Here is an 18,485-nt window from a genome sequence, read left to right as displayed (position 1 = left end):
TCAGTCCTGGACCACGGCGTGCGTGCCGGTCCACTCGACGAGGACGTCGAGCTCATCTGCCGGGCCGTGCGTCCGAAGGATCTGTGCGTCCTGCTCGGCGGCCAGTCGGCGCATCTCCCGCTCCAAGGCCGACGCCACGAGGGCGGCCCTGCTCGGTGCCTTGCCCGAAGCGACGCTGCTGTCGAGGAAGGCGACCATCTGGTCGGGGAGGCGCACGGCGATCTGGATGCTCACCCGACCCAGTCTACCGCAGTGCATCCCGGAATGGGATGCATGCGGCGATCTCTCGTTCAGTCGGGGAGCAGCACGGTCGCTGCGTCGAGGAAGGACTCGGCGGTCTCCTCGTCGTGGAACCACCGCAGGTAGAGCCCAGTCGTGACGCGCTCCACGAATGCCCACTGCCGCACCCGCTCGGCATCGGTGTCGGTGAGGTCGGCGGCCAGGTCGCAGAGCGCGTCGTGCCTCGCCCGGGCGGTCCGGTGGTCGCGGCTGGCCAGCACCTCGCGGCTGAAGTCACGCACGGTCACCCCGACGTCGTACTCGGGCTCGCACCGGAAGCCGTCGGGGTCGACGAGCTTGTAGCGCGGGATCCCGTTGGCCTGCAACGCGTTGCCCGGATGCGGGTCGCCGTGGCAGAGCACGTCGCGGCGTGGGTCGCGGGTGGCGGACAGGTGGCGGGCCAGCTCGTGGGCCCGGTCGAGCGCCGGCCCCCAGCGGTCGTCGTCGCCCCGCCTGAAGCGCCGGACGATCCCCGCGAGCTGCGCCGCCTTGTCGTCACCGGGTGCGATGACCGGGGCCAGGTCGACCGGCAGCTCCCACGCGAGGCGCAGCGCCGCCGTCAGGTGGTCGACCTGCGCCGACGGCGCGAGCCGCGACGACGCGAGGCTGGCGCCGAGCCGCTCCATCAGGACCGCGCCGCGTGGGACGTCGGAAGCCAGCACCGCGGCATACCCCCGGCCCCGGGCCGCCTCGAGGGTGGCGACCTGCGCCGAGAAGGCGGGGCCGGCCCGGTCGATCTTGAGGACGGCCGGGCGGCCGTCGGCGTCGACGGCCACCACCGGCACCCCGAGACCCTCGCCGTAGACCTCGCCGAGGGTGAGCGACCACCGCTGCACGAGGTCGGCGAGCAGCTCGCCCAGGCCGTCGAGGACGGGCGTGAGCACAGGATGGTCACCCACCTGGGCGCGGGCAGTGGCCACCACCCGCGCGATCTGCTCGTCCGGACCCGTCATGCCGACACTGTGCCGCCTGGCGGGACTCCTGCCCACTCGTTTTGGTTTAGGGGTAGCGGCGGCTGGGTGGTTACATGGGCACATGAGCATTCCCCAGGTGCCCGTCACCGACGTCCACGACCACGCCCTCGTGCTCGACGTCCGCGAGCAGGACGAGTGGGACGCCGGGCACGCGCCGGGCGCCGTGCACATCCCGCTGGGTGAGCTCCCGTCGCGACTCGACGAGCTGCCCGACACCGACGACGGCGTCCTCGCGGTGGCCTGCCGCGGTGGTGGCCGCTCGTCGCGAGCCGTCGCGTGGCTCTCGCAGCAGGGCTTCGACGTGGCCAACCTGCACGGCGGCATGAAGGCCTGGGAGGGCGCGGGCAAGCCGCTCGTCGCCGACTCCGGCTCGGCCACGGTCAAGTAGGGCTGCCGACATGGCGTGGTTCGGACGGCGCCGTGACGACGACGACGCGGTCCCGGAGCCGCAGGTCGAGGAGCGCACTCTCCCCAGCGCTGGCGACACGCTCGACCCCAACGCCTCGCTGCGCCCGCTCGTCGACCCGCTCGGTGACGAGGAGCGGGCGCGGATCCGTGCCGCCCTCGAGTCCCTCACGGAGGACGGCGTCGACGTCGACGACCTCGCCTCCCTCGGTGCCGGCCTCGACCGGGCGTATGCCGCGTGGTCGGCCTCCCCCGAGGACGACCGCCCCGACCACGCCGCCATCGTCGAGCGTTACGCCATCGGGATCGGCGAGTACCTCGACCGCAACACCGACCTCGACTGGCAGGTGGTGACCGACGTCTTCGGGACTGACCTGTCGCTGACCGAGGGCTACAAGGGGTCGTTCGTCGTGGTGCCGCACAACCTCGTGGCCGGTCGCTGGATGCGTGGCGAGACCGGCTGGGTCCCCGCGGTCGTCGGCCACATCGTCAAGCGCCGCAGCCGCCGCTGAGCCTGCCGCTCGCTCCGTCTCGGGCTTTCTCAGGCATTCGCTAGACAGCCCCAGACGCCCAGATCGTCCACGGCCGACACGATCACGGCGTATCGCCAAATCTCAGGGAAACACTAGAGAGACCCATACGCTGCGATCGTGGACCCGATACGCAACCCGTACGCCCCCGGAGCCGGCCAGCGCCCGCCCGAGCTGGCCGGACGGGACGAGCAGCTGCACGCCTTCGACGTCGTGCTCGAACGGATCGCCCGAGGCCGCCCGGAGCGCTCGATCGTGCTCACCGGGCTCCGGGGTGTCGGCAAGACCGTCCTGCTCAACGCGCTGCGCTCGGCGGCGGTCCGCGCCCACTGGGGCACCGGCAAGCTGGAGGCGCGGCCCGACCAGGGCCTGCGCCGCCCGCTGTCCGCGGCCCTCCACGTCGCCGTCCGCGAGCTCGGCCACCCGGCCGGCGACCAGGTCGACCACGTCCTCGGTGTGATCAAGGCCTTCGCCCAGCGTAACGCGGCCCCCGGCGCGAAGCTGCGGGAGAAGTGGAACCCGGGCATCGACGCACCGGCCGCCACCGGGCGCGCGGACTCCGGCGACATCGAGATCGACCTGGTCGAGCTGCTCACCGACGTGGGCGGTCTCGCCGCGGACGTCGGCCGCGGGGTCGCGGTCTTCGTCGACGAGATGCAGGACCTGTCGGCCGACGACGTCTCGGCCGTCTGCGCCGCGTGCCACGAGATCTCGCAGTCGGGGCTGCCCGTCATCGTCGTCGGGGCCGGCCTGCCCCACCTGCCAGCCGTCCTGTCCGCCTCGAAGTCCTACTCCGAGAGGCTGTTCCGCTACCAACGGATCGACCGGCTCGACCGCGCCGCGGCCGACCTCGCGCTCGTGGCGCCGGCCGGTGACGAGGACGCCGGGTTCACGCCGGAGGCGTTGGATGCGATGTATGCCGCGACCGCCGGCTACCCCTACTTCGTGCAGGCCTACGGCAAGGTCGCGTGGGACGTCGCGCCCCGGTCGCCGATCACCGCCGAGGACATCGCGGTCGCCGCACCCGAGGCGGAGGCGGAGCTGGCCGTGGGGTTCTTCGGCTCACGGTTCGAGCGGGCGACGCCGGCCGAACGCGAGTACCTGCGGGCGATGGCCGATGCGGCGCAGAGCCTCGCCGAGAGCGGCGAGGGGGTCGACGAGACCGAGTCGGTGCCGACGTCGGCCGTCGCCACGGTGCTCGACCGCAAGCCCCAATCCCTCTCTCCCGCAAGGGATGCGCTCCTGAAGAAGGGGCTCATCTACTCGGGCGAGCGCGGTCGGATCGCGTTCACCGTCCCCCACTTCGGCCGCTACCTGCGCACCCAGGGCTGACCGCTCGGGAACCACCACACGGCGGCGACGAGTCGATAGCGTGCTTCGCATGCCCATCAAGCTCGAGAACGTTGCCATCGCCGTCCGCGACCTCGAGGCGACCATCGCCTTCTTCACCGACCTCGGCCTGACCGTCCTGGGCCGCGACACGGTCAGCGGCGAGTGGACCGACACGGCGGTGGGCCTCGACGGCAACCACGCCAAGATCGCCATGCTCCAGACGCCGGACGGCACCGGCCGGCTCGAGCTGTTCGAGTACCTCCACCCCGACGCGATCGAGACCGAGCCCACCCTGCCCAACGAGATCGGCATGCACCGGGTGGCCTTCTCGGTCGACGACCTCGACGAGGCGCTGGAGGTCGCGGCCCGGCACGGGTGTTACCCGCTGCGGGGGGTCGGGACGTACGAGGACATCTACCGCCTCACCTACGTCCGCGGGCCCAGCGGCATCATCGTGATGCTCGCCGAGGAGCTGCAGAAGGGCTGAGCGCGGATCAGGAGCCGGCGCGGGTGTCGGTGGCGACCCAGTTGGTCTCCCAGGTCGCCCCGTCGTCGTCCGAGAAGGCCTGGGTGAACCTCGCCCGGTCGTCCCCGTCCCGCTCGATCACGAACCGGACCCGGATCGGACGTCCGGCCAGCTGGTCCTCGCCGTGGAACTCGCCGACGCCGTCCCGGAACCGGCCGAACACCGAGGGAGTCAGCATCCCGTCGCGCAGGCTGGCGAAGGTCGCGCTCCAGCGCTGGTGCTCCGGTTCGTAGAGCCTCAGGTTGAGGCCGTCGATCTGGCCGTCCGGACCGGACACCCGGAGCTCGACGACGTTGGCGCGACCCTCCAGGAGCGGTCGGACGATGCTGGTCCCCTCGAACTCCAGCCACCGTTCCTCGCTGTCCGACAGCGGGTCGGCCAGCACCGTGACGCTGGTGTGCCAGCTGCCCAGCTCCCAGTCGAAGTCGCCTTGCCCGCCAGGCGATGACGTGGTCGAGTGAGTGGTCATGCCGTGACTATCCGGAGGAGCAGGTGGATGGACAAGAGGGCACCTTCAGGTAACCGCTCGGCGGCGCGCCCCAACCCGTTGCCGGGCTGCCCGATGGCTGCGGCCTTCGCCGCGGTCGGTGGGAAGTGGAAGCTGACCCTGCTCTACTGGCTCGCGCACGACGAGACCCACTTCGCCGGGCTGCGCCTCCGCGCCGCGCCGATCTCGGCCAAGGTGCTGGCCGAGCAGCTGCGCGAGCTCCAGGCCGACGGGCTCGTGGAACGGGTCGAGACCGGCCCGGTGCCTGCGCCGGTCGTCTACCGGCTCACCCCCTACGGCGAGACCGCGCTCCCGCTGGTCGAGGGTGTCCGGCTCTGGGGCACCGCGCACCTGGAGCGGTCCGGGGCTCCGGGGGCGGACCCGGACCGTGCCTGCGCCCACCAGGTCGCCTGACCGCGCGTCACCAACCGACGCCGGCGGCGTCCTCCACGTGGACGGCGGGCGGTCTCCACCCACCACCCGGTCCTGGTCGCCCGCCGTCTCAGGCTCCGTGGCCCGACGCGCACTGCGCCGCGCGGTCCTGCATCGTGGCGCGCTCGCGGGTGTTCTTCGTCAGGGCAGCGGACCTCAGGAAGTGCTCCCGGGCTTCCTCGTGGGATCCATTGCGGCACAAGAGGTCTCCGACGACTGCCGGCAGGAGGTGGTAGCCGCGGAGGTCGGCCCGCTCGAGCAGCGGCCGCACGATCTCCAGCCCGGCCTCCGGCCCGAAGGCCTGGGCGGTCGCCACGCCCCGGTTGAGCTCGACGACCGGTGAGGGGCTGATCTGGGCCAACCCGTCGTAGAGGGCGGTGATGCGCTCCCAGTCGGTGTCCTCGGCGACGCGGGCCCGCGCGTGGCACGCTGCGATCGCAGCCTGGAGCGCGTAGGGGCCCACCGTTCCGCCGAGGGCGTCGACCTGCTCGACATGGGTCAGCCCGCTGCGCACCAGCAGCTGGTCCCACCGGCTGCGGTCCTGGTCCATCAGCAGCACGGGGGACCCGTCCGCGGCGAGGCGGGCCGGGAGCCGGGAGGCCTGGATCTCCATCAGCGCCAGCAGGCCGAGGGTCTCGGTGTCACCCGGGGTGAGGGTGGCCAGCATCCGCCCCAGGCGCAGGGCCTCCGCGCACAGCTCGGGAGTGATCCAGTTGTCGCCGGTCGTGGCCGTGTGCCCCTCGTTGAAGACGAGGTAGATGACCTCGCGCACGGCGTCGAGCCGGGCCGGCCGCTCCTTCGGGCCCGGCAGCTCGAACCGGACGTTGGCCGCGGCCAGAGTCCGCTTGGCCCGCACGATCCGCTGGGCGATGGTCGCCTCGGGGGCGAGGAACGCGCGGGCGAGGTCCTCGGTGCGCAGCCCGCAGACCAGCTTGAGGGTCAGGGCCGAGCGCGCGTCGGCCGACAGGATCGGGTGGCACGACATGAAGACCAGCCCGAGCAGGTCGTCCGCGAGGGCGCCGTCGACCACCTCGTCGAGGTCGTGCTCCACCGTCAGGGGCGTGCTCGCCGCCACCACCTGGTACTTCGCCCGCCCGGTGTCGCGCCGGCGGAGCCGATCGACGGCGAGGTCGCGTGCGGTCTTCGTGAGCCATGCCGCCGGGTTGTCCGGTATGCCGTCGCGGCGCCACCGTTCGAGGGCGGCCACGAAGGCGTCCTGGGCGAGCTCCTCGGCGGTGTCGAGGTCGCCGACGAGGCGGGCCAGGCGGGCGGTCACCCGTGGCGACTCCACCCGCCACAGGGCCGCCACCCGCCGGTCGACCTCGGTGCCCACCGCCTCGTCCCCGGTGTCGGCGCGGTCAGCGCTGCTGCTCGGGGAGGACGAGGTCCTCCACCTCGATGACCTTGCGGACGTCCACCCGGTCGCTGCCCACGAGCAGCGCGAACCGTCGCGCGTGCTCGATCGCCTCGTCCAGCGAGCCCACGTCGAGGATCGCGAAGCCGGCGATCAGCTCCTTGGCCTCGGCGAACGGCCCGTCGATCACCCGGGTCGCGCCGTCCTGCACCTCGATGCGGGCGCCCTTGGCGCTCGAGGCGACTCCTTCGCCGGAGAGCAGGACGCCGGACATCGCCGCCTCCTTCATGTACTCCCCGATGGCGGCCTGCTCCTGCGCGGTCGGCGGGATGCCGTCCTCCATCGCCTGGGTCTGGTAGTGCATCACCATGTAGCGCACGGTCGTGCCTCCTCGGTCGGTCTTCCGTCGCATTCTTCCTCAGGCCTCGGCTGCGGCAGCCGGGCCGTAGACGAGGTAGACCACCCCGGTCTCGAAGGTCTGCGACGAGACCAGCTGCAGCGGGACGGTCGCGCCGTCCTCGAAGAGCTTCTTCCCGTGTCCGACGACGATGGGGTGCACCAGCAGGTGCAGCTCGTCGACCAGCCCCTGCTCGAGCAGCCACCGCACGAGCGTCGCGCTGCCGGTGGTGCCGAGGTCGGTGTCCTGCTTGAGCGCGGTGAGCTCGGCGGCCACGTCGCCGCTCACGACGGTGGAGTTCTCCCAGGTGGCCTCGGTGAGGGTCGAGGACACGACGTACTTGCGGGCCCCGTTCATCGCCGCGGTGAACGGGTCGGCCGGGTCGGCGCCCGGCCAGTAGCCGGCGAACGCGTCGTAGGTGGTGCGGCCCAGCAGGGTCGCGTCCGCAGCCGCCATCTGGGCACCGACCACGGCGCCCATCTCGTCGTTGAAGTAGGGGAAGTGCCAGCTCTCCGGCGACTCGATGACGCCGTCGAGGGAGATGAACAGGCTTGCCTTGATGGATCCCATGGTGTGCTCCTCGGTGAGTGGGTGGTCTCCCGACCGTCCCGGCGGCACCGCCTCTCGGTGCCTTCACCCCCTTCGCCGAACGGCGCACCGCGGTTTCGACAGCCTCCGGAAGATTTCTCGAGAATTTTCCACGCGGCATACCGGCGGGGCGGGTGTAACGTCCGAAGGTCCGGACAATTCGTCCGTGAACCCGCGGACGAACGGTCCCGACCACCCAGGCGACGCCGCCCGACGTCGCTGCCCCTTCCCGGTCGGAGGACGACGATGTCTCGATCTCACGTTGCCGGTGCCACCGCGCTCATCCTCGGAGCGGCCGTCATGGCGACCCAGCTCCCCGTCACGGCAGCCGCCGCCGCGGCCGGCGACGAGCTGTCGGTGAGCACCCGGCTCGCCGACCGGCGGGAGGTCTCGGCGGGGACCCGGGCCTACTCGGTCGGGTTCGAGGACGGTCGGTTCTACGCGAACGGCTGGCACATCACCGGTGAGATGGGTGGGGTCTGGACCCCGCCGCTGAAGCTGGTCGACGGCGTGTGGTTCGGCCTCGACGACCAGTGGGTGGGTCCGGCGACCACGTTCACGAGCGGGTGGGGCTACAGCCGCTACGACCTGCCCGACACCGCGGGCCTCAAGGTCGCCCGGACCGACTTCGTTCCTGACGGCGTCCGCGGCGCACTCTTCGGCCTGACCGTGACCAACCCGGGTGCCGCCCGGACCGCCACGCTCGCGGTCGACGCCCACTCCGAGCTGATGGGCCAGTACCCGTGGGGCTTCGGCGGGGTGACGCCCAACGCGAGCGACAACCTCCCGGACACCGGGGCCTACGACGGCAAGAGCCTGGTCTTCACCGACGACGGCGCCCTGCCCGGGGCACCGGTCCACCACTACGCCGCCGTCGTCGGGACGTCGGCCACCCCGACCACGGGACAGATCGGCACCCAGTTCTACGGACCCCAGGCCGGCCACCGCTGCACCGGCACCGAGACCGGCGCCCCGGCGGACCCCAAGCCCTCGGCCTGTGACGACGGACCCTTCGGCAAGGGCACCGGCGGCCGGCTGACCTACAGCCTCGACCTGCCGGCGGGTGGCTCGCAGACCATCTGGCTCGCCGTCGCCGGCTCCGACCAGGGGCTGACCTCCGCCCGCGACGAGCTCGCCAAGGCGCTGGCCGACCCGGCTGCCGCGCTGGCCGCCAAGAAGGCCTCGCGCCAGGCGCTCGCGCAGCTGACCCAGCTGTCCCTGCCGGGTGACCCGCTGGTGCAGGAGGCGGTCCAGTGGGGCAAGCAGAACATCGCCGACCTCACCCAGACGGCGACCGACCTGCAGATCCGCTGGACCAACCAGGGCAAGCAGTTCCCGGCACCGTCGGGGACGGTTGCCAAGGCGACCTGGATCGGGGCCGGCTTCCCCGACTACCCGTGGCTCTTCGGGACCGATGCCGAGTACACCGCGTTCGCGTCGGTGTCGGTCGGGCAGTTCGAGGCGATCAAGGACCACCTGCGGGCCCTGCGCGACGTCTCCGACATCCTCAACAACCGCTCGGGTGTCGTGACCCACGAGGTCATCTCGGACGGCTCGATCTGGTACGGCCAGGACTCGCGCAGCACCAACCCGGACGGCTCCACGACCTACAACTTCAACACCGACGAGACGGTGAAGTTCCCGAGCACGGTGGCGCTCCTGTGGCGCTGGACCGGGGACGACCGGTTCCGCGACGAGCTGTACGACTTCTCGGTGCGCAACCTCAGGTACGTCACGCGCACCCTCGACGCCGACCACGACGGCTTCCCCGAGGGCCTCGGCAACGTCGAGCGCGGCGGGATGGGCACCGAGAAGCTCGACAACACCGTCTACTACGTCCGCGGGCTCTACGACCTGGCCACCATGGCCAAGGCCAAGCACGACGGCACCACCTTCGCCTGGGCCAGCACCCTGGCCCGCCAGGTGCACGACCGCTTCGACACGGCGTGGTGGTATGCCGCGGCGTCCCAGTACGCCGACTCGCTCGCCGATCCCGGCAACGTCCAGTCCTTCCAGAAGCACTGGATCGGACAGACCCCGATGGAGGCCGAGCTCCAGGTCAACGACCGCACCGCGCCCGGGCTCGCGCCGTACGCCCACGGGACGGCGGCGCTCGCCGGTCGTGAGGACCCCTGCTACAGCGGGACCGCGCCGCTGTCCACCGGCCTCTTCCACACCGGGTGTGGCGGTGGCGCGACCGGCCAGGGCGAGAAGGTCGTCTTCGGCCTGACCACGTCGATCCAGTCGATCGGTGAGGGCAACTACGGCCGGCTCGGCGCCGGACAGCAGCAGCGCTACACCCACGCGCTGGCCGACCCGATGTTCGCCGAGCCCGCCACCGGCGGGACGCCGGACGAGCAGCCCGGTGCCATGCCGGAGATCTTCCCCTCGCCGGACCAGGGCGCGAACATCGACCGCTGCTGGACCTGCCGCTCGATGTTCATGCAGGCCTGGGGCAACTACGGCACCGCGTGGGCGGTGGTGCACCAGTGGCTCGGCCTGCAGCCCGACCTCGGCAACGGCCAGCTGGTCGTGGTCCCGCAGGTGCCGGCCGGTCAGCCGTCGGTCTCCGGTGCGCACATCCGGCTCGGCGGTGGCTTCGCCGACGTGTCGGCCTCCGTGGCCGGGTCGCGCTACACGACGACGGTCACGGTCGGCTCGGCCGTGGGCGCCGACAAGGTCTGGATCGGGCACACCGTCCCGCGCGGCAGCACCGTGACGCGGGTCGTGCTCGACGGTCAGGTGCTGTCCAGCTGGACCAGCCGCACGACCAACCGCGGCCTCGAGGTGACCGTCCCGACCAAGGCAGGAACGCACACCCTGGAGGTGACGACCTCCTGACGGCGTGGCAGGGTCGGCTCCATGGGTCAGATCGCAGTCCACGAGTTCATCTCCCTCGACGGCGTCTTCGAGTCGCCGAGCTGGACCTTCGAGTTCGGTTTCGACCCGGCGATGGGGGAGACCCTCGCCGGCGTCACCGGTGGTGCCACCGCGATCCTGCTGGGGCGCACGACGTTCGACATGTTCGCTCCCGCCTGGCGGGACCGCACGGTGGAGCAGGACCCGGGTGCACCGTTCTTCAACGAGACCACCAAGTACGTCGTGGGGAAGGGGGCGCCGACCGAGGAGTGGGGCCCGAGCGAACGACTCGGCGGCTACGACGCCGACGCCATCCGACGGCTGAAGGACGACACCGACGGCACCATCTACGTCTCGGGCAGCGGCCAGCTCGTGCGCGGGCTGCTCGCCGACGGGCTGGTCGACGAGCTGCACCTGTTCGTCTACCCGATCGCGCTCGGCGCGGGGGAGCGGCTGTTCACCGAGGGCAGCAGCCCGACCAGGCTCGCCCTCCTGGACAGCGACGTCTACGCCAACGGTGTGGTCCACCTGTCCTACGGCCCCGCAGCCGCAGCCTCCCAGGACCAGGCGTGAGCGGCCAGGTCGTGGGTGGCCAGGACGTGGGTGCCACCGGCGGAGCGCGACGGGTCGACCTCGGGCACGGGCTCGAGGTCAGCCGACTCGGGTTCGGCGGGATGGCGATCACCCACGTGTACGGCGAGACCGACCCCGCCGAGGGGCTGCGCACCCTGCACCACGCGGTGGATGCCGGAGTCACCTTCATCGACACCGCCGACGTCTACGGCCAGCCCCGCGAAGGCGTCGAGGGCCCGGCCGGCACCAACGAGGAGCTGGTGGCCCAGCTGCTGCGCGACCGCCGCGACGAGGTGCAGCTCGCCACGAAGTTCGGCATCACCGGTGTCCCCAACCAGGGGCCCGGCGCGACCGGGGTCCGGGGCGACGCGGCCTACGTGCGCAGTGCGGCCGAGGCGTCGCTGCGGCGGCTCGGCACCGACGTCATCGACCTGTACTACCTGCACCGCCGCGACGTCAGCGTGCCGATCGAGGAGACGGTCGGGGCGATGGCCGAGCTCGTCGCAGCGGGCAAGGTGCGACACCTCGGCCTCTCCGAGGTCACGGCGACCGAGCTGCGCGCGGCGGCCGCGGTGCACGCGATCAGCGCGGTGCAGAGCGAGTGGAGCATCTGGTCGCGGGACGTCGAGGCGCAGGTCGTCCCGGCCGCCGTCGAGGTGGGCGCCGGGTTCGTGCCGTACTCGCCGCTGGGCCGGGGGTTCCTCACCGGTGCGATGACCAAGGAGGCCGTCGCCGGGTCGATGCTCAAGGGCCACCCGAGGTTCGACGCCGGCTTCGACGCCAACCAGCGGGTCGTGCAGGTCGTGACCGAGGTGGCCACCGAGGTCGGGGCCACCCCCGCGCAGGTGGCGCTGGCCTGGCTCTACGCCCAGGGCGAGCGGCTCGGCCTACCCGTCGTCCCGATCCCCGGCACCCGCCGAGCGGAGCGCGTCGACGAGAACCTCGGTGCCCTCGACGTCCGGCTCGGCGCCGACCACCTGGCCCGGCTCGACGCGGCCGCGGCGCTCGCCGAGGGCGACCGCAACCTGAGCAAGGACCCGGCCTGGATCTCCTCCGGGCGCGAGTAGCCACCACCCGAGCGGCCACCAGCCCGAGCAGCCACCTGCCCGGGAAGCCATCAGCCCGAGGAGCCAGCCATGGTCCAGCACGTCGTCGCCGCGGCACAGCAGGGGGTCGTCGACGACCTCCTCCACCTGCCGATGCCCCCGGCCGAGAAGGTCATCCGCACGGTCGCGGTCTACCTCGGGATCCTGATCGTCATCCGGATCGCAGGCAAACGCCTGATGGGACAGATGAACTCGCAGGACCTCGTCGTGGTGCTGCTGCTGTCCAACGTGGTCCAGAACGCCATCATCGGTGAGGACAACTCGCTGGTCGGCGGGCTGCTCGGCGCTGCGGTGCTCGTCCTCGTCAACGCCGGCCTGGACCGCCTGACCCTGCGCATCCCGTGGCTCGCCTGGCTGCTCGACGGTCGTCCCACCGTGGTGGTCACGGACGGGCTCCTCGACGACCGCGCGCTGCTGCACCTCGGGATGACGCCGGAGGAGCTCGACAACGCCATCCAGGCCCAGGGCGCCGACTCGCTGAGCCAGGTGCGCCGGGTGGCCGTCGAGCCCGGTGGCTCGGTCACGGTCGAGCTCCAGCCCGACGCCCGCACCGCCACGATCGGCGACCTGCGTCGTGCGGTCGAGGCCCTCACCGCGCGCCTCGAGGCGCAGGGCAGCGGCCCCGCCCGTGGCTAGGCCCTGACGGCGTAGGGGTACTCCGGCTCGCGCGACTGGAAGGCCAGGATGTCCTCGTTGCGGACCATCCCGTCCTGGATCTCGATCGCCCGGCGGACCGTGTCGTCAGCCGCCCAGGACTCGGGTCCTCCCATCACCGTGGCCAGGTGCGGGAGCAGCGATTCACTGATCTCCCACGTGGCGGAGTTCCAGAGGTAGGACGGGCTGTGGTCGACGCCGTAGTACTGCACGTTGTCCCCGACGACGAACATCGGCGCCTCGAACGTCGTCGGCCGGGCCCAGGCAAACCCCATGCCCTCGTCGCAGGACACGTCGATGACCAAGGTCCCCGGGGCCAGGGCGGGCAGGTCCTCGTCCTCGAGGAACATCATCGGCCGCAGTGGGTCCTGGAGCACGCAGTTGACGATGATGTCGTGCGACGCGAGGAAACCGGGCATCGTCTCGTTGCCCTCTTCGAGGAAGACCTCCAGCGGCCGCACGTCCGCCTCGCCCCGGTCGAACTGCACGATCCGGGCCGAGTGGATCGGCGACGCGACAGCAGTGGTGTCACGCTGGGTGAGGATGTCGACCTGGTTGACCCCCAACGCGCTCAAGGCGGTCACGGCGCCCCGGGCGGTGGCCCCGAAGCCGATCACGGCCGCGCTGAGTCGGCGGCCGTAGTCACCCGTGGAGCCCACCAGCGCCAGCGCGTGCAGCACCGAGGCGTAGCCGGCGATCTCGTTGTTCTTGTGCAGCACGTGCAGCTTGAAGGAGCCGTCGCTGCCCCAGAGGTTCATCGCCTCGAAGGCGATCATCGTCAGCCGCTTGTCGATCGCGAGCTGGGTGATCGCACCGTCCTGGACACAGTGCGGCCAGCCCCACAGGACCTGGCCGTCCCGCAGCTCCGCGACGTCGGCAGGGGTCGGCTTGGGCATCGTGACGACGTCGCACCGCGCGACCAGCTCGGCCCGCGTCAGGATGCCGCCGACCTGGGGCGCCAGCTCGGCATCGCTGACCCCGAACTGCCGGCCGTAGCCCTCCTCGAGGAAGATCCGCGGGCGCAGGTCCGCCCCGATCCGGCCGAAGTGGAGCGGGTGGATCGGCAGCCGACGCTCGTTCTCCTTGCGCGAGGTGCCGACGAGTCCGACGCTGAGCTGGTCCATCGAGGGCTCCTTGGTTTCTGCCCTGTCTAACACAGTTCCGCGCCACCACCGGCCGGCCCGCGCGCGACCCTGCGACGGGCGGCTACCGCCCCTCCGGTATGCCGTGCAGTCGCCGGTGCAGCTCCCGCACCTCCTGCTCGAGCTCGGGTGCCGGCCCGTCCACGGGCAGTCCCGGCGCGACGGCCTGGACGGGAAGGGGGTTCACCGGTCCCGGCGGCACGCCCCACGCGCGGAGCCAGCCGACGAGCTGGTCGGTCGACACGGCATACACGATGCGGCCCAGGCCGACCCACGCGTGCGCGGCGGAGCACATCGCACAGTGCTCGCCGGAGGTGTAGACGGTGCACGCGCCCCGCTCGTCGGCCGGCAGGTTCAGGGCGGCCCACTTGGCCGCCTCGAACTCCGGGTGCCGGGTCTGGTCACCGTCCTGCACCCGGTTGCGGTCGGCGAAGCGGACCTGCCCGGCGCCGTCGACCAGCACCGAGCCGAACGGTTCGTCACCGGCGTCGAGGCCTCCGCGGGCCAGGTCCACGCACCGGCGCAGGTGGGTCAGGTCGACGTCGGAGAGAGCCATGGAGTCATTTAACCCCGGCCTCGAGCTCGAGCAGGTAGCGCTTGGCGGCCAGCCCTCCGGCATACCCGGTGAGCGCGCCATTGGACGCCACGATCCGGTGACAGGGCAGCACGACGCACAACGGGTTCGCGCCCAGCGCGGCCCCGACCGCGCGCGCGGCCTTCGGTCGGTCGACGCGGGCGGCGAGCTCGCCGTAGGTGGCGCGGTCGCCGTAGCCGACGGTCGCCGCGAGGCGGGGGAGCACCGACCGCTGGAAGTCGGAGGCGAGGGCCAGGTCGGTGCGCAGCGAGAACGCCCGGGTGCGGCCGGCGAGGAACGACTCGAGCTCGGTGCGGGCCTCGTCGAGATCGCGCGGCTGCCGCAGGACGCGGGGCGAGATGCGCTCGCTCAGGCGGGTGAGCACGTGCTCCTCGTCCTCCGCCGTGGGCACGAACGCGGAGGCGACCATCGCGCCAGAGTCGTTGCGGGCCAGCAGCATTCGGCCGATCACGGTGTCCTCCACGACGTAGGACACGTCGCTCGGGGGGAGCACCGGCGGGCGGAGGTGGGACGGGCTGGGCGCGAACTCCGCGAGGCGGGTGGTGGGGTCGGTCATGGCAGCTCCTTGCGCAAGGTCGCGAGCGCATCGCTCACGAGGCGCCGGCTCATCGCGGGCGAGGTGCCCAGCGCGGCGGCGATGGTGGGGTGGTCGAGGTCGGCGACGTACTTGAGGACGACGGCCTCGCGTTGTCGTGGGGGCAGGGCCGCGACCGAGGCCCAGAGCGGGCCGTCGGGCAGCCCCGCGTCAGCGGGTGGTGCGGCCGGCCCCTCGGACAAGGAGGCCGGGTCGTCGTGGGGCACCGCGCGGCGGGCCCGTCCCCGGTGCACGTCCATGGCGCACCGGTGCGTGATCGTGAGCAGCCAGCCCCGCAGGTTCGTGGCCGAGCGCAGCGACGGGTAGGCCGCGAGCGCCTGCGTCCACGCCTGCTGGGCCACGTCGTCCCCGTCGACCGGGCCGGCGAGGGCGTGGGCGAGGCGGGCGACGTCGCGCCAGTGGGCGTCGACGAGGGTCTGGAAGGCGGGCAGTTTCACACCCATGGAACGCCGCACCTCCCGGTCCTGTGAGCCGCCTGGTCGAGCCCCCGGCCGCGCCGCCGGGCGGTGGCCATCGTGCCGCATCAAGGCACCTCGCGGCACCGGCCCGGTCACGGGTGCTTCGGCTCGTCGTGTGGAACCATGGTCGGGTGCTCGACGACGGCGTCCCAGCGCCTGTGGCCGGACCCGCCCGCCCTGATCCCGCGCGGCATGGTCCGCTCGTCATCGCGCACCGGGGGTCGAGCCTCGCGGAGCCCGAGCACACGCTGCGCGCCTACGTGCGCGCGATCGAGGAGGGCGCGGACGCCCTCGAGTGCGACGTCCGGCTCACCGCCGACTCCCACCTGGTCTGCGTGCACGACCGGCGGGTCAACCGCACGTCGAACGGGCGCGGCATCGTCTCGACCCTCGAGCTGGCCGAGCTCGAGGGCCTCGACTGGGGATCGTGGAAGCAGGACCACCCGCGCGACCTCGAGCTGCCGGACCGCGACCGCAACCGGCTGCTCACGTTGCGCAACCTGCTCACCAACGTGCTGGAGTCCGAGCGCCCGGTGGGCCTGGTGATCGAGACCAAGCACCCCACGCGCTATGCCGGGCTGGTGGAGCGGCAGCTGGCCCGGGTGCTGCAGGAGTTCGACCTCACCGGCCCGCGGCGCGAGGGCCGGCACTGGGTCAGGGTCATGTCGTTCTCGCAGCTGGCGGTCCAGCGGATGCGCCAGCTCTGCCCCGACGTCCCCGCGGTCTACCTGGTCGAGGACTCGATGCCCCTGCGGTTCCGCGACGGGTCGCTGCCGAAGGGGATCCACACGGTCGGGCTGGACGTCAAGATCGTCCGCCGCTACCCCCAGACGGTGGCCAGACAGCATCGTCACGGGCACGAGGTCTACGTCTGGACCGTCGACGAGCCGGAGGACATCGACCTCTGTCTCGACCTCGGCGTCGACGCCATCATCACCAACCGCCCCCGCGCGGTTCTCGACGCTCTCGAAGCCAGTCGGTAGTCTCCGACCGGACACGGATAGATCGGACATGGGCCCGCGCATGGCAGCTGCACCGCTGGGAGAACGCTCCCCGCGCTCCGAACCGCCCTCGGGTGGTCGGCTTCGGGACTCCTCCCGCACCGTCCGCGTCCCGTGGCGGGCCACCTCCGTGGCCCAGGTGCGCAAGGCCCTCGTCGACGACCTCGAGGCCAGGGACGTGTCCGCAGCCGTGGTCGACGAGGCCGAGATCGTCGTCTCCGAACTGGTCTCCAACTCGATCCGCCACGCCCGGCCCCTCGCCGACGGCAACCTGCGCGTGCACTGGAAGGTCAAGGCCGGGGTCGTCGAGGTCGAGGTGACCGACGGCGGCAGCGAGAGCACCCCGCGCCCGGCGCCGCGCACGATCTGGGCCCCGTCGGGCCGGGGCCTGCGGATCGTCCGCAGCCTCGCCCACGAGTGGGGCGTGACCGAGGACCGCAGTGGCTCGACCGTCTGGGCCTCGCTCGGCGGACCCTCCCGCCGCCGCAGCCACTGAGGAATCCCCGGTCACCCGAGGCAATAGGGTTCTCGTCATGGGTAAGGCAACACGTCGCCGCAAGGGCGCAGACCACGGCTCCGCCACCGCGCGCGTCGAGCCCGCACCGTTCGTCGCTCGTCCGTTCGAGGGCCTGCCGGGTGAGACCGACTGGGTCGCGATGCGCGAGATCCTGCCGTCGGCCACCGCGACGGTGGCCTTCGCCAAAGGTCAGGCGCCCGAGGGCGCGCCGAGCGAGGTGACCATCGCGACCGTGCTGCCGCTCGCCTGGCCCGGCCTGCACCGCGCCGACGGCACCGTCTTCGTCGGCTCCCAGTCGGGCTCGATCTCCGGCGATGCCTCGCGCGACCTGGCGACCTCGCTGCTGGCCGCCGCCTCCGCCGAGCAGGGCACCCCGATCACCGGCACCCCGGCGGCCACCGCCGACACCCCGCGGCTGCAGGACCTGCTCGACACCTCGGCGCCGTTCGAGGTGACCGTCCACGAGGGTTTCGGCTTCTGGGTCGGCGACAGCGAGCTCGACGACGACGCCAAGGCCTCGCTCGACCGCGCGAACGAGTCCGTCATCCCCACGGTCAAGATGTCCGCCACCGACTCGGCCTACTGGTGCCGCATCGGCGAGCGCACCCACATCCGCCTGGTCCTGCCGCAGGACGAGGACGTCGCCACCGACGCGCTCGCCCGGTTGCACGCCGCAGGTGGCAGTGGCCTCGGTGACCAGACCCGCCTGCTCGGGGCGTTCCGCGCCTGTGGGCTGCTGGTCCCGGTGTGGGACCTCGATGCCGCCAAGTCCGCCGATGACTACGAGACCGCGCTGGGCGAGTTCATCACCCGGTATGCCGCCGCCGCGGCGTCCGAGGCGCCCCTCACCGCGGAGGAGCGCCGGGCCCGGTCCGGCCTGCTCAGCCGCCAGGTCACGCTGCGCTGACCAGCCGCTCCCATGACCGCGAACCCGACATGACCGCGCACCCGGCCCCGGCCGTCGCCGCGGTGATCCCGGCCAAGGACGAGGCCGACCGGATCGCCGCGACGGTCCGGGCGGTGCGCGGCATACCGGGCGTGGACCTGGTCGTCGTCGTCGACGACGGGAGCTCCGACGACACCGCCGAGATCGCCCGTGCAGCGGGCGCCGAGGTGGTGCGGCACGCCCGCAACCGGGGCAAGGCCGCCGCGATGACCACGGGTGCCGGCTACGTCGCCCGCCACGAAGGGGTCGAGGGCCGGGTGGGGGGCTCCGACGGCCGACGCCCGCTGCTCTTCGTCGACGGCGACCTCGAGGGCACCGCCGCGAACCTCGGGGTGCTCGTGCCACCCGTGCTCGAGGGCCGCGCCGACATGACGATCGCCACCCTGCCGCCCCAGAAGACGGCGGGCGGCGGACACGGGTTCGTGGTGCGGCTGGCCCGCAAGGGCATCGAGGACCTCACCGGGTTCGTCCCCCAGCAGCCGTTGTCGGGCATGCGGTGCATCTCCCGCCCGGCGTTCGACGCCGCCAGCCCGCTGGCCCGTGGGTGGGGCGTGGAGGTCGGCCTCACCGTCGACGTCCTGATGGCCGGGCTGCGCGTGGAGGAGGTGCCGTGCGAGCTGCACCACCGGGTCAGCGGCGCCGACTGGCGCGGGCAGGTGCACCGCGCCAAGCAGTACCGCGACGTCGCCCTCGCCCTGGCCCGCCGCCGGGTCCGTCGCGGGCTGCGCTGACCGG

23 protein-coding genes are annotated in these 18,485 nt (G+C 72.4%); 13 read left to right on the top strand and 10 right to left on the bottom strand.

Features of this window, described 5'->3' with window-relative positions; translation table 11 throughout:
• On the bottom strand, positions 1-234 hold the full coding sequence (locus ASG91_RS03695; protein WP_056921299.1) for a YlcI/YnfO family protein: 234 nt from the start codon (positions 232-234) through the stop codon (positions 1-3).
• Between the two features lie 56 nt (positions 235-290).
• Entirely contained in the window at positions 291-1,232 is a 942-nt protein-coding gene (locus ASG91_RS03690; RefSeq protein ID WP_056921298.1) for an aminoglycoside phosphotransferase family protein, read from the bottom strand.
• Positions 1,233-1,314: 82 nt separating this feature from the next.
• On the opposite strand from ASG91_RS03690, the gene ASG91_RS03685 reads away from it, so the two are divergent.
• From ASG91_RS03685 to ASG91_RS03670, 4 genes are all read left to right on the top strand, one after another.
• The gene (locus tag ASG91_RS03685; protein ID WP_056921297.1) at positions 1,315-1,641 is read left to right on the top strand and encodes a rhodanese-like domain-containing protein; all 327 of its coding nucleotides are present in this window, start codon (positions 1,315-1,317) and stop codon (positions 1,639-1,641) included.
• 10 nt (positions 1,642-1,651) lie between these two features.
• Positions 1,652-2,170: a DUF3806 domain-containing protein gene (locus ASG91_RS03680; protein ID WP_056921296.1), complete on the top strand. Its 519-nt coding sequence runs from the start codon at positions 1,652-1,654 to the stop codon at positions 2,168-2,170.
• A 138-nt stretch (positions 2,171-2,308) separates the two neighbouring features.
• Positions 2,309-3,520 (top strand): ATP-binding protein, encoded by a 1,212-nt coding sequence (locus tag ASG91_RS03675; RefSeq protein WP_056921295.1) that lies wholly within the window; start codon positions 2,309-2,311, stop codon positions 3,518-3,520.
• Positions 3,521-3,569: 49 nt separating this feature from the next.
• Positions 3,570-4,007 (top strand): VOC family protein, encoded by a 438-nt coding sequence (locus ASG91_RS03670; RefSeq protein ID WP_056921294.1) that lies wholly within the window; start codon positions 3,570-3,572, stop codon positions 4,005-4,007.
• Between the two features lie 7 nt (positions 4,008-4,014).
• On the opposite strand, the gene ASG91_RS03665 is transcribed toward ASG91_RS03670, so the two are convergent.
• The gene (locus tag ASG91_RS03665) at positions 4,015-4,515 is read right to left on the bottom strand and encodes a hypothetical protein (protein ID WP_157605992.1); all 501 of its coding nucleotides are present in this window, start codon (positions 4,513-4,515) and stop codon (positions 4,015-4,017) included.
• A 27-nt stretch (positions 4,516-4,542) separates the two neighbouring features.
• Here ASG91_RS03665 and ASG91_RS03660 point away from each other — a divergent pair, with 27 nt between their 5' ends.
• On the top strand, positions 4,543-4,947 hold the full coding sequence (locus ASG91_RS03660; RefSeq protein WP_235545375.1) for a helix-turn-helix domain-containing protein: 405 nt from the start codon (positions 4,543-4,545) through the stop codon (positions 4,945-4,947).
• Positions 4,948-5,035: 88 nt separating this feature from the next.
• Here ASG91_RS03660 and ASG91_RS03655 read toward each other — a convergent pair whose 3' ends face one another.
• Genes ASG91_RS03655 through ASG91_RS03645 form a run of 3 tightly spaced genes read right to left on the bottom strand, consistent with a single transcriptional unit; the run spans position 5,036 to position 7,286 of the window.
• Positions 5,036-6,298 carry an RNA polymerase sigma factor gene (locus ASG91_RS03655; RefSeq protein ID WP_056921292.1) on the bottom strand — a complete coding sequence of 421 codons (1,263 nt, stop codon included), beginning with the start codon at positions 6,296-6,298 and terminating at the stop codon, positions 5,036-5,038.
• 25 nt (positions 6,299-6,323) lie between these two features.
• On the bottom strand, positions 6,324-6,689 hold the full coding sequence (locus ASG91_RS03650; RefSeq protein WP_235544104.1) for a YciI family protein: 366 nt from the start codon (positions 6,687-6,689) through the stop codon (positions 6,324-6,326).
• Between the two features lie 48 nt (positions 6,690-6,737).
• Entirely contained in the window at positions 6,738-7,286 is a 549-nt protein-coding gene (locus tag ASG91_RS03645) for a dihydrofolate reductase family protein (protein ID WP_056921291.1), read from the bottom strand.
• Between the two features lie 264 nt (positions 7,287-7,550).
• Here ASG91_RS03645 and ASG91_RS03640 point away from each other — a divergent pair, with 264 nt between their 5' ends.
• The 4 genes from ASG91_RS03640 to ASG91_RS03625 all read left to right on the top strand — a co-directional run bounded on the left by ASG91_RS03640 (position 7,551) and on the right by ASG91_RS03625 (position 12,478).
• Positions 7,551-10,145 carry a hypothetical protein gene (locus ASG91_RS03640; RefSeq protein WP_200961218.1) on the top strand — a complete coding sequence of 865 codons (2,595 nt, stop codon included), beginning with the start codon at positions 7,551-7,553 and terminating at the stop codon, positions 10,143-10,145.
• 21 nt (positions 10,146-10,166) lie between these two features.
• Positions 10,167-10,736: a dihydrofolate reductase family protein gene (locus tag ASG91_RS03635; RefSeq protein WP_056921290.1), complete on the top strand. Its 570-nt coding sequence runs from the start codon at positions 10,167-10,169 to the stop codon at positions 10,734-10,736.
• A complete protein-coding gene (locus tag ASG91_RS03630) occupies positions 10,733-11,803 on the top strand; it encodes an aldo/keto reductase (RefSeq protein ID WP_256363714.1) in 1,071 nt (356 codons plus the stop codon). Before ASG91_RS03635 ends, ASG91_RS03630 begins: the two co-directional genes overlap by 4 nt.
• A gap of 69 nt (positions 11,804-11,872) precedes the next feature.
• A complete protein-coding gene (locus tag ASG91_RS03625; protein WP_082593889.1) occupies positions 11,873-12,478 on the top strand; it encodes a DUF421 domain-containing protein in 606 nt (201 codons plus the stop codon).
• Here ASG91_RS03625 and ASG91_RS03620 read toward each other — a convergent pair.
• The 4 genes from ASG91_RS03620 to ASG91_RS03605 all read right to left on the bottom strand — a co-directional run bounded on the left by ASG91_RS03620 (position 12,475) and on the right by ASG91_RS03605 (position 15,271).
• The gene (locus tag ASG91_RS03620; protein WP_056921289.1) at positions 12,475-13,620 is read right to left on the bottom strand and encodes a N(5)-(carboxyethyl)ornithine synthase; all 1,146 of its coding nucleotides are present in this window, start codon (positions 13,618-13,620) and stop codon (positions 12,475-12,477) included. The genes ASG91_RS03625 and ASG91_RS03620 overlap by 4 nt on opposite strands.
• A gap of 82 nt (positions 13,621-13,702) precedes the next feature.
• Complete coding sequence (locus tag ASG91_RS03615; RefSeq protein ID WP_056921288.1) at positions 13,703-14,194, bottom strand: nucleoside deaminase; 492 nt, start codon at positions 14,192-14,194, stop codon at positions 13,703-13,705.
• A 4-nt stretch (positions 14,195-14,198) separates the two neighbouring features.
• Positions 14,199-14,789: a methylated-DNA--[protein]-cysteine S-methyltransferase gene (locus tag ASG91_RS03610; protein WP_056921287.1), complete on the bottom strand. Its 591-nt coding sequence runs from the start codon at positions 14,787-14,789 to the stop codon at positions 14,199-14,201.
• On the bottom strand, positions 14,786-15,271 hold the full coding sequence (locus ASG91_RS03605) for an RNA polymerase sigma factor (protein WP_056921286.1): 486 nt from the start codon (positions 15,269-15,271) through the stop codon (positions 14,786-14,788). The genes ASG91_RS03610 and ASG91_RS03605 overlap by 4 nt, the downstream gene beginning before the upstream one ends.
• 146 nt (positions 15,272-15,417) lie before the next feature.
• Here ASG91_RS03605 and ASG91_RS03600 point away from each other — a divergent pair, with 146 nt between their 5' ends.
• From ASG91_RS03600 to ASG91_RS03585, 4 genes are read left to right on the top strand one after another with little or no spacing between them, the layout of a single operon-like run.
• Entirely contained in the window at positions 15,418-16,269 is an 852-nt protein-coding gene (locus ASG91_RS03600) for a glycerophosphodiester phosphodiesterase family protein (protein WP_235543229.1), read from the top strand.
• A 40-nt stretch (positions 16,270-16,309) separates the two neighbouring features.
• Complete coding sequence (locus ASG91_RS03595; RefSeq protein ID WP_056921756.1) at positions 16,310-16,783, top strand: ATP-binding protein; 474 nt, start codon at positions 16,310-16,312, stop codon at positions 16,781-16,783.
• Positions 16,784-16,820: 37 nt separating this feature from the next.
• Positions 16,821-17,711 carry a DUF5926 family protein gene (locus tag ASG91_RS03590; protein ID WP_056921285.1) on the top strand — a complete coding sequence of 297 codons (891 nt, stop codon included), beginning with the start codon at positions 16,821-16,823 and terminating at the stop codon, positions 17,709-17,711.
• A gap of 29 nt (positions 17,712-17,740) precedes the next feature.
• Positions 17,741-18,481: a glycosyltransferase gene (locus ASG91_RS03585; RefSeq protein ID WP_056921284.1), complete on the top strand. Its 741-nt coding sequence runs from the start codon at positions 17,741-17,743 to the stop codon at positions 18,479-18,481.
• Positions 18,482-18,485: the final 4 nt, after the last annotated feature.

Origin of the sequence: Phycicoccus sp. Soil802 (assembly GCF_001429605.1) — a bacterium.
In the GTDB taxonomy this organism is placed as follows: Bacteria; Actinomycetota; Actinomycetes; order Actinomycetales; family Dermatophilaceae; genus Pedococcus.
This window is presented reverse-complemented; position numbering and strand designations above follow the sequence as displayed.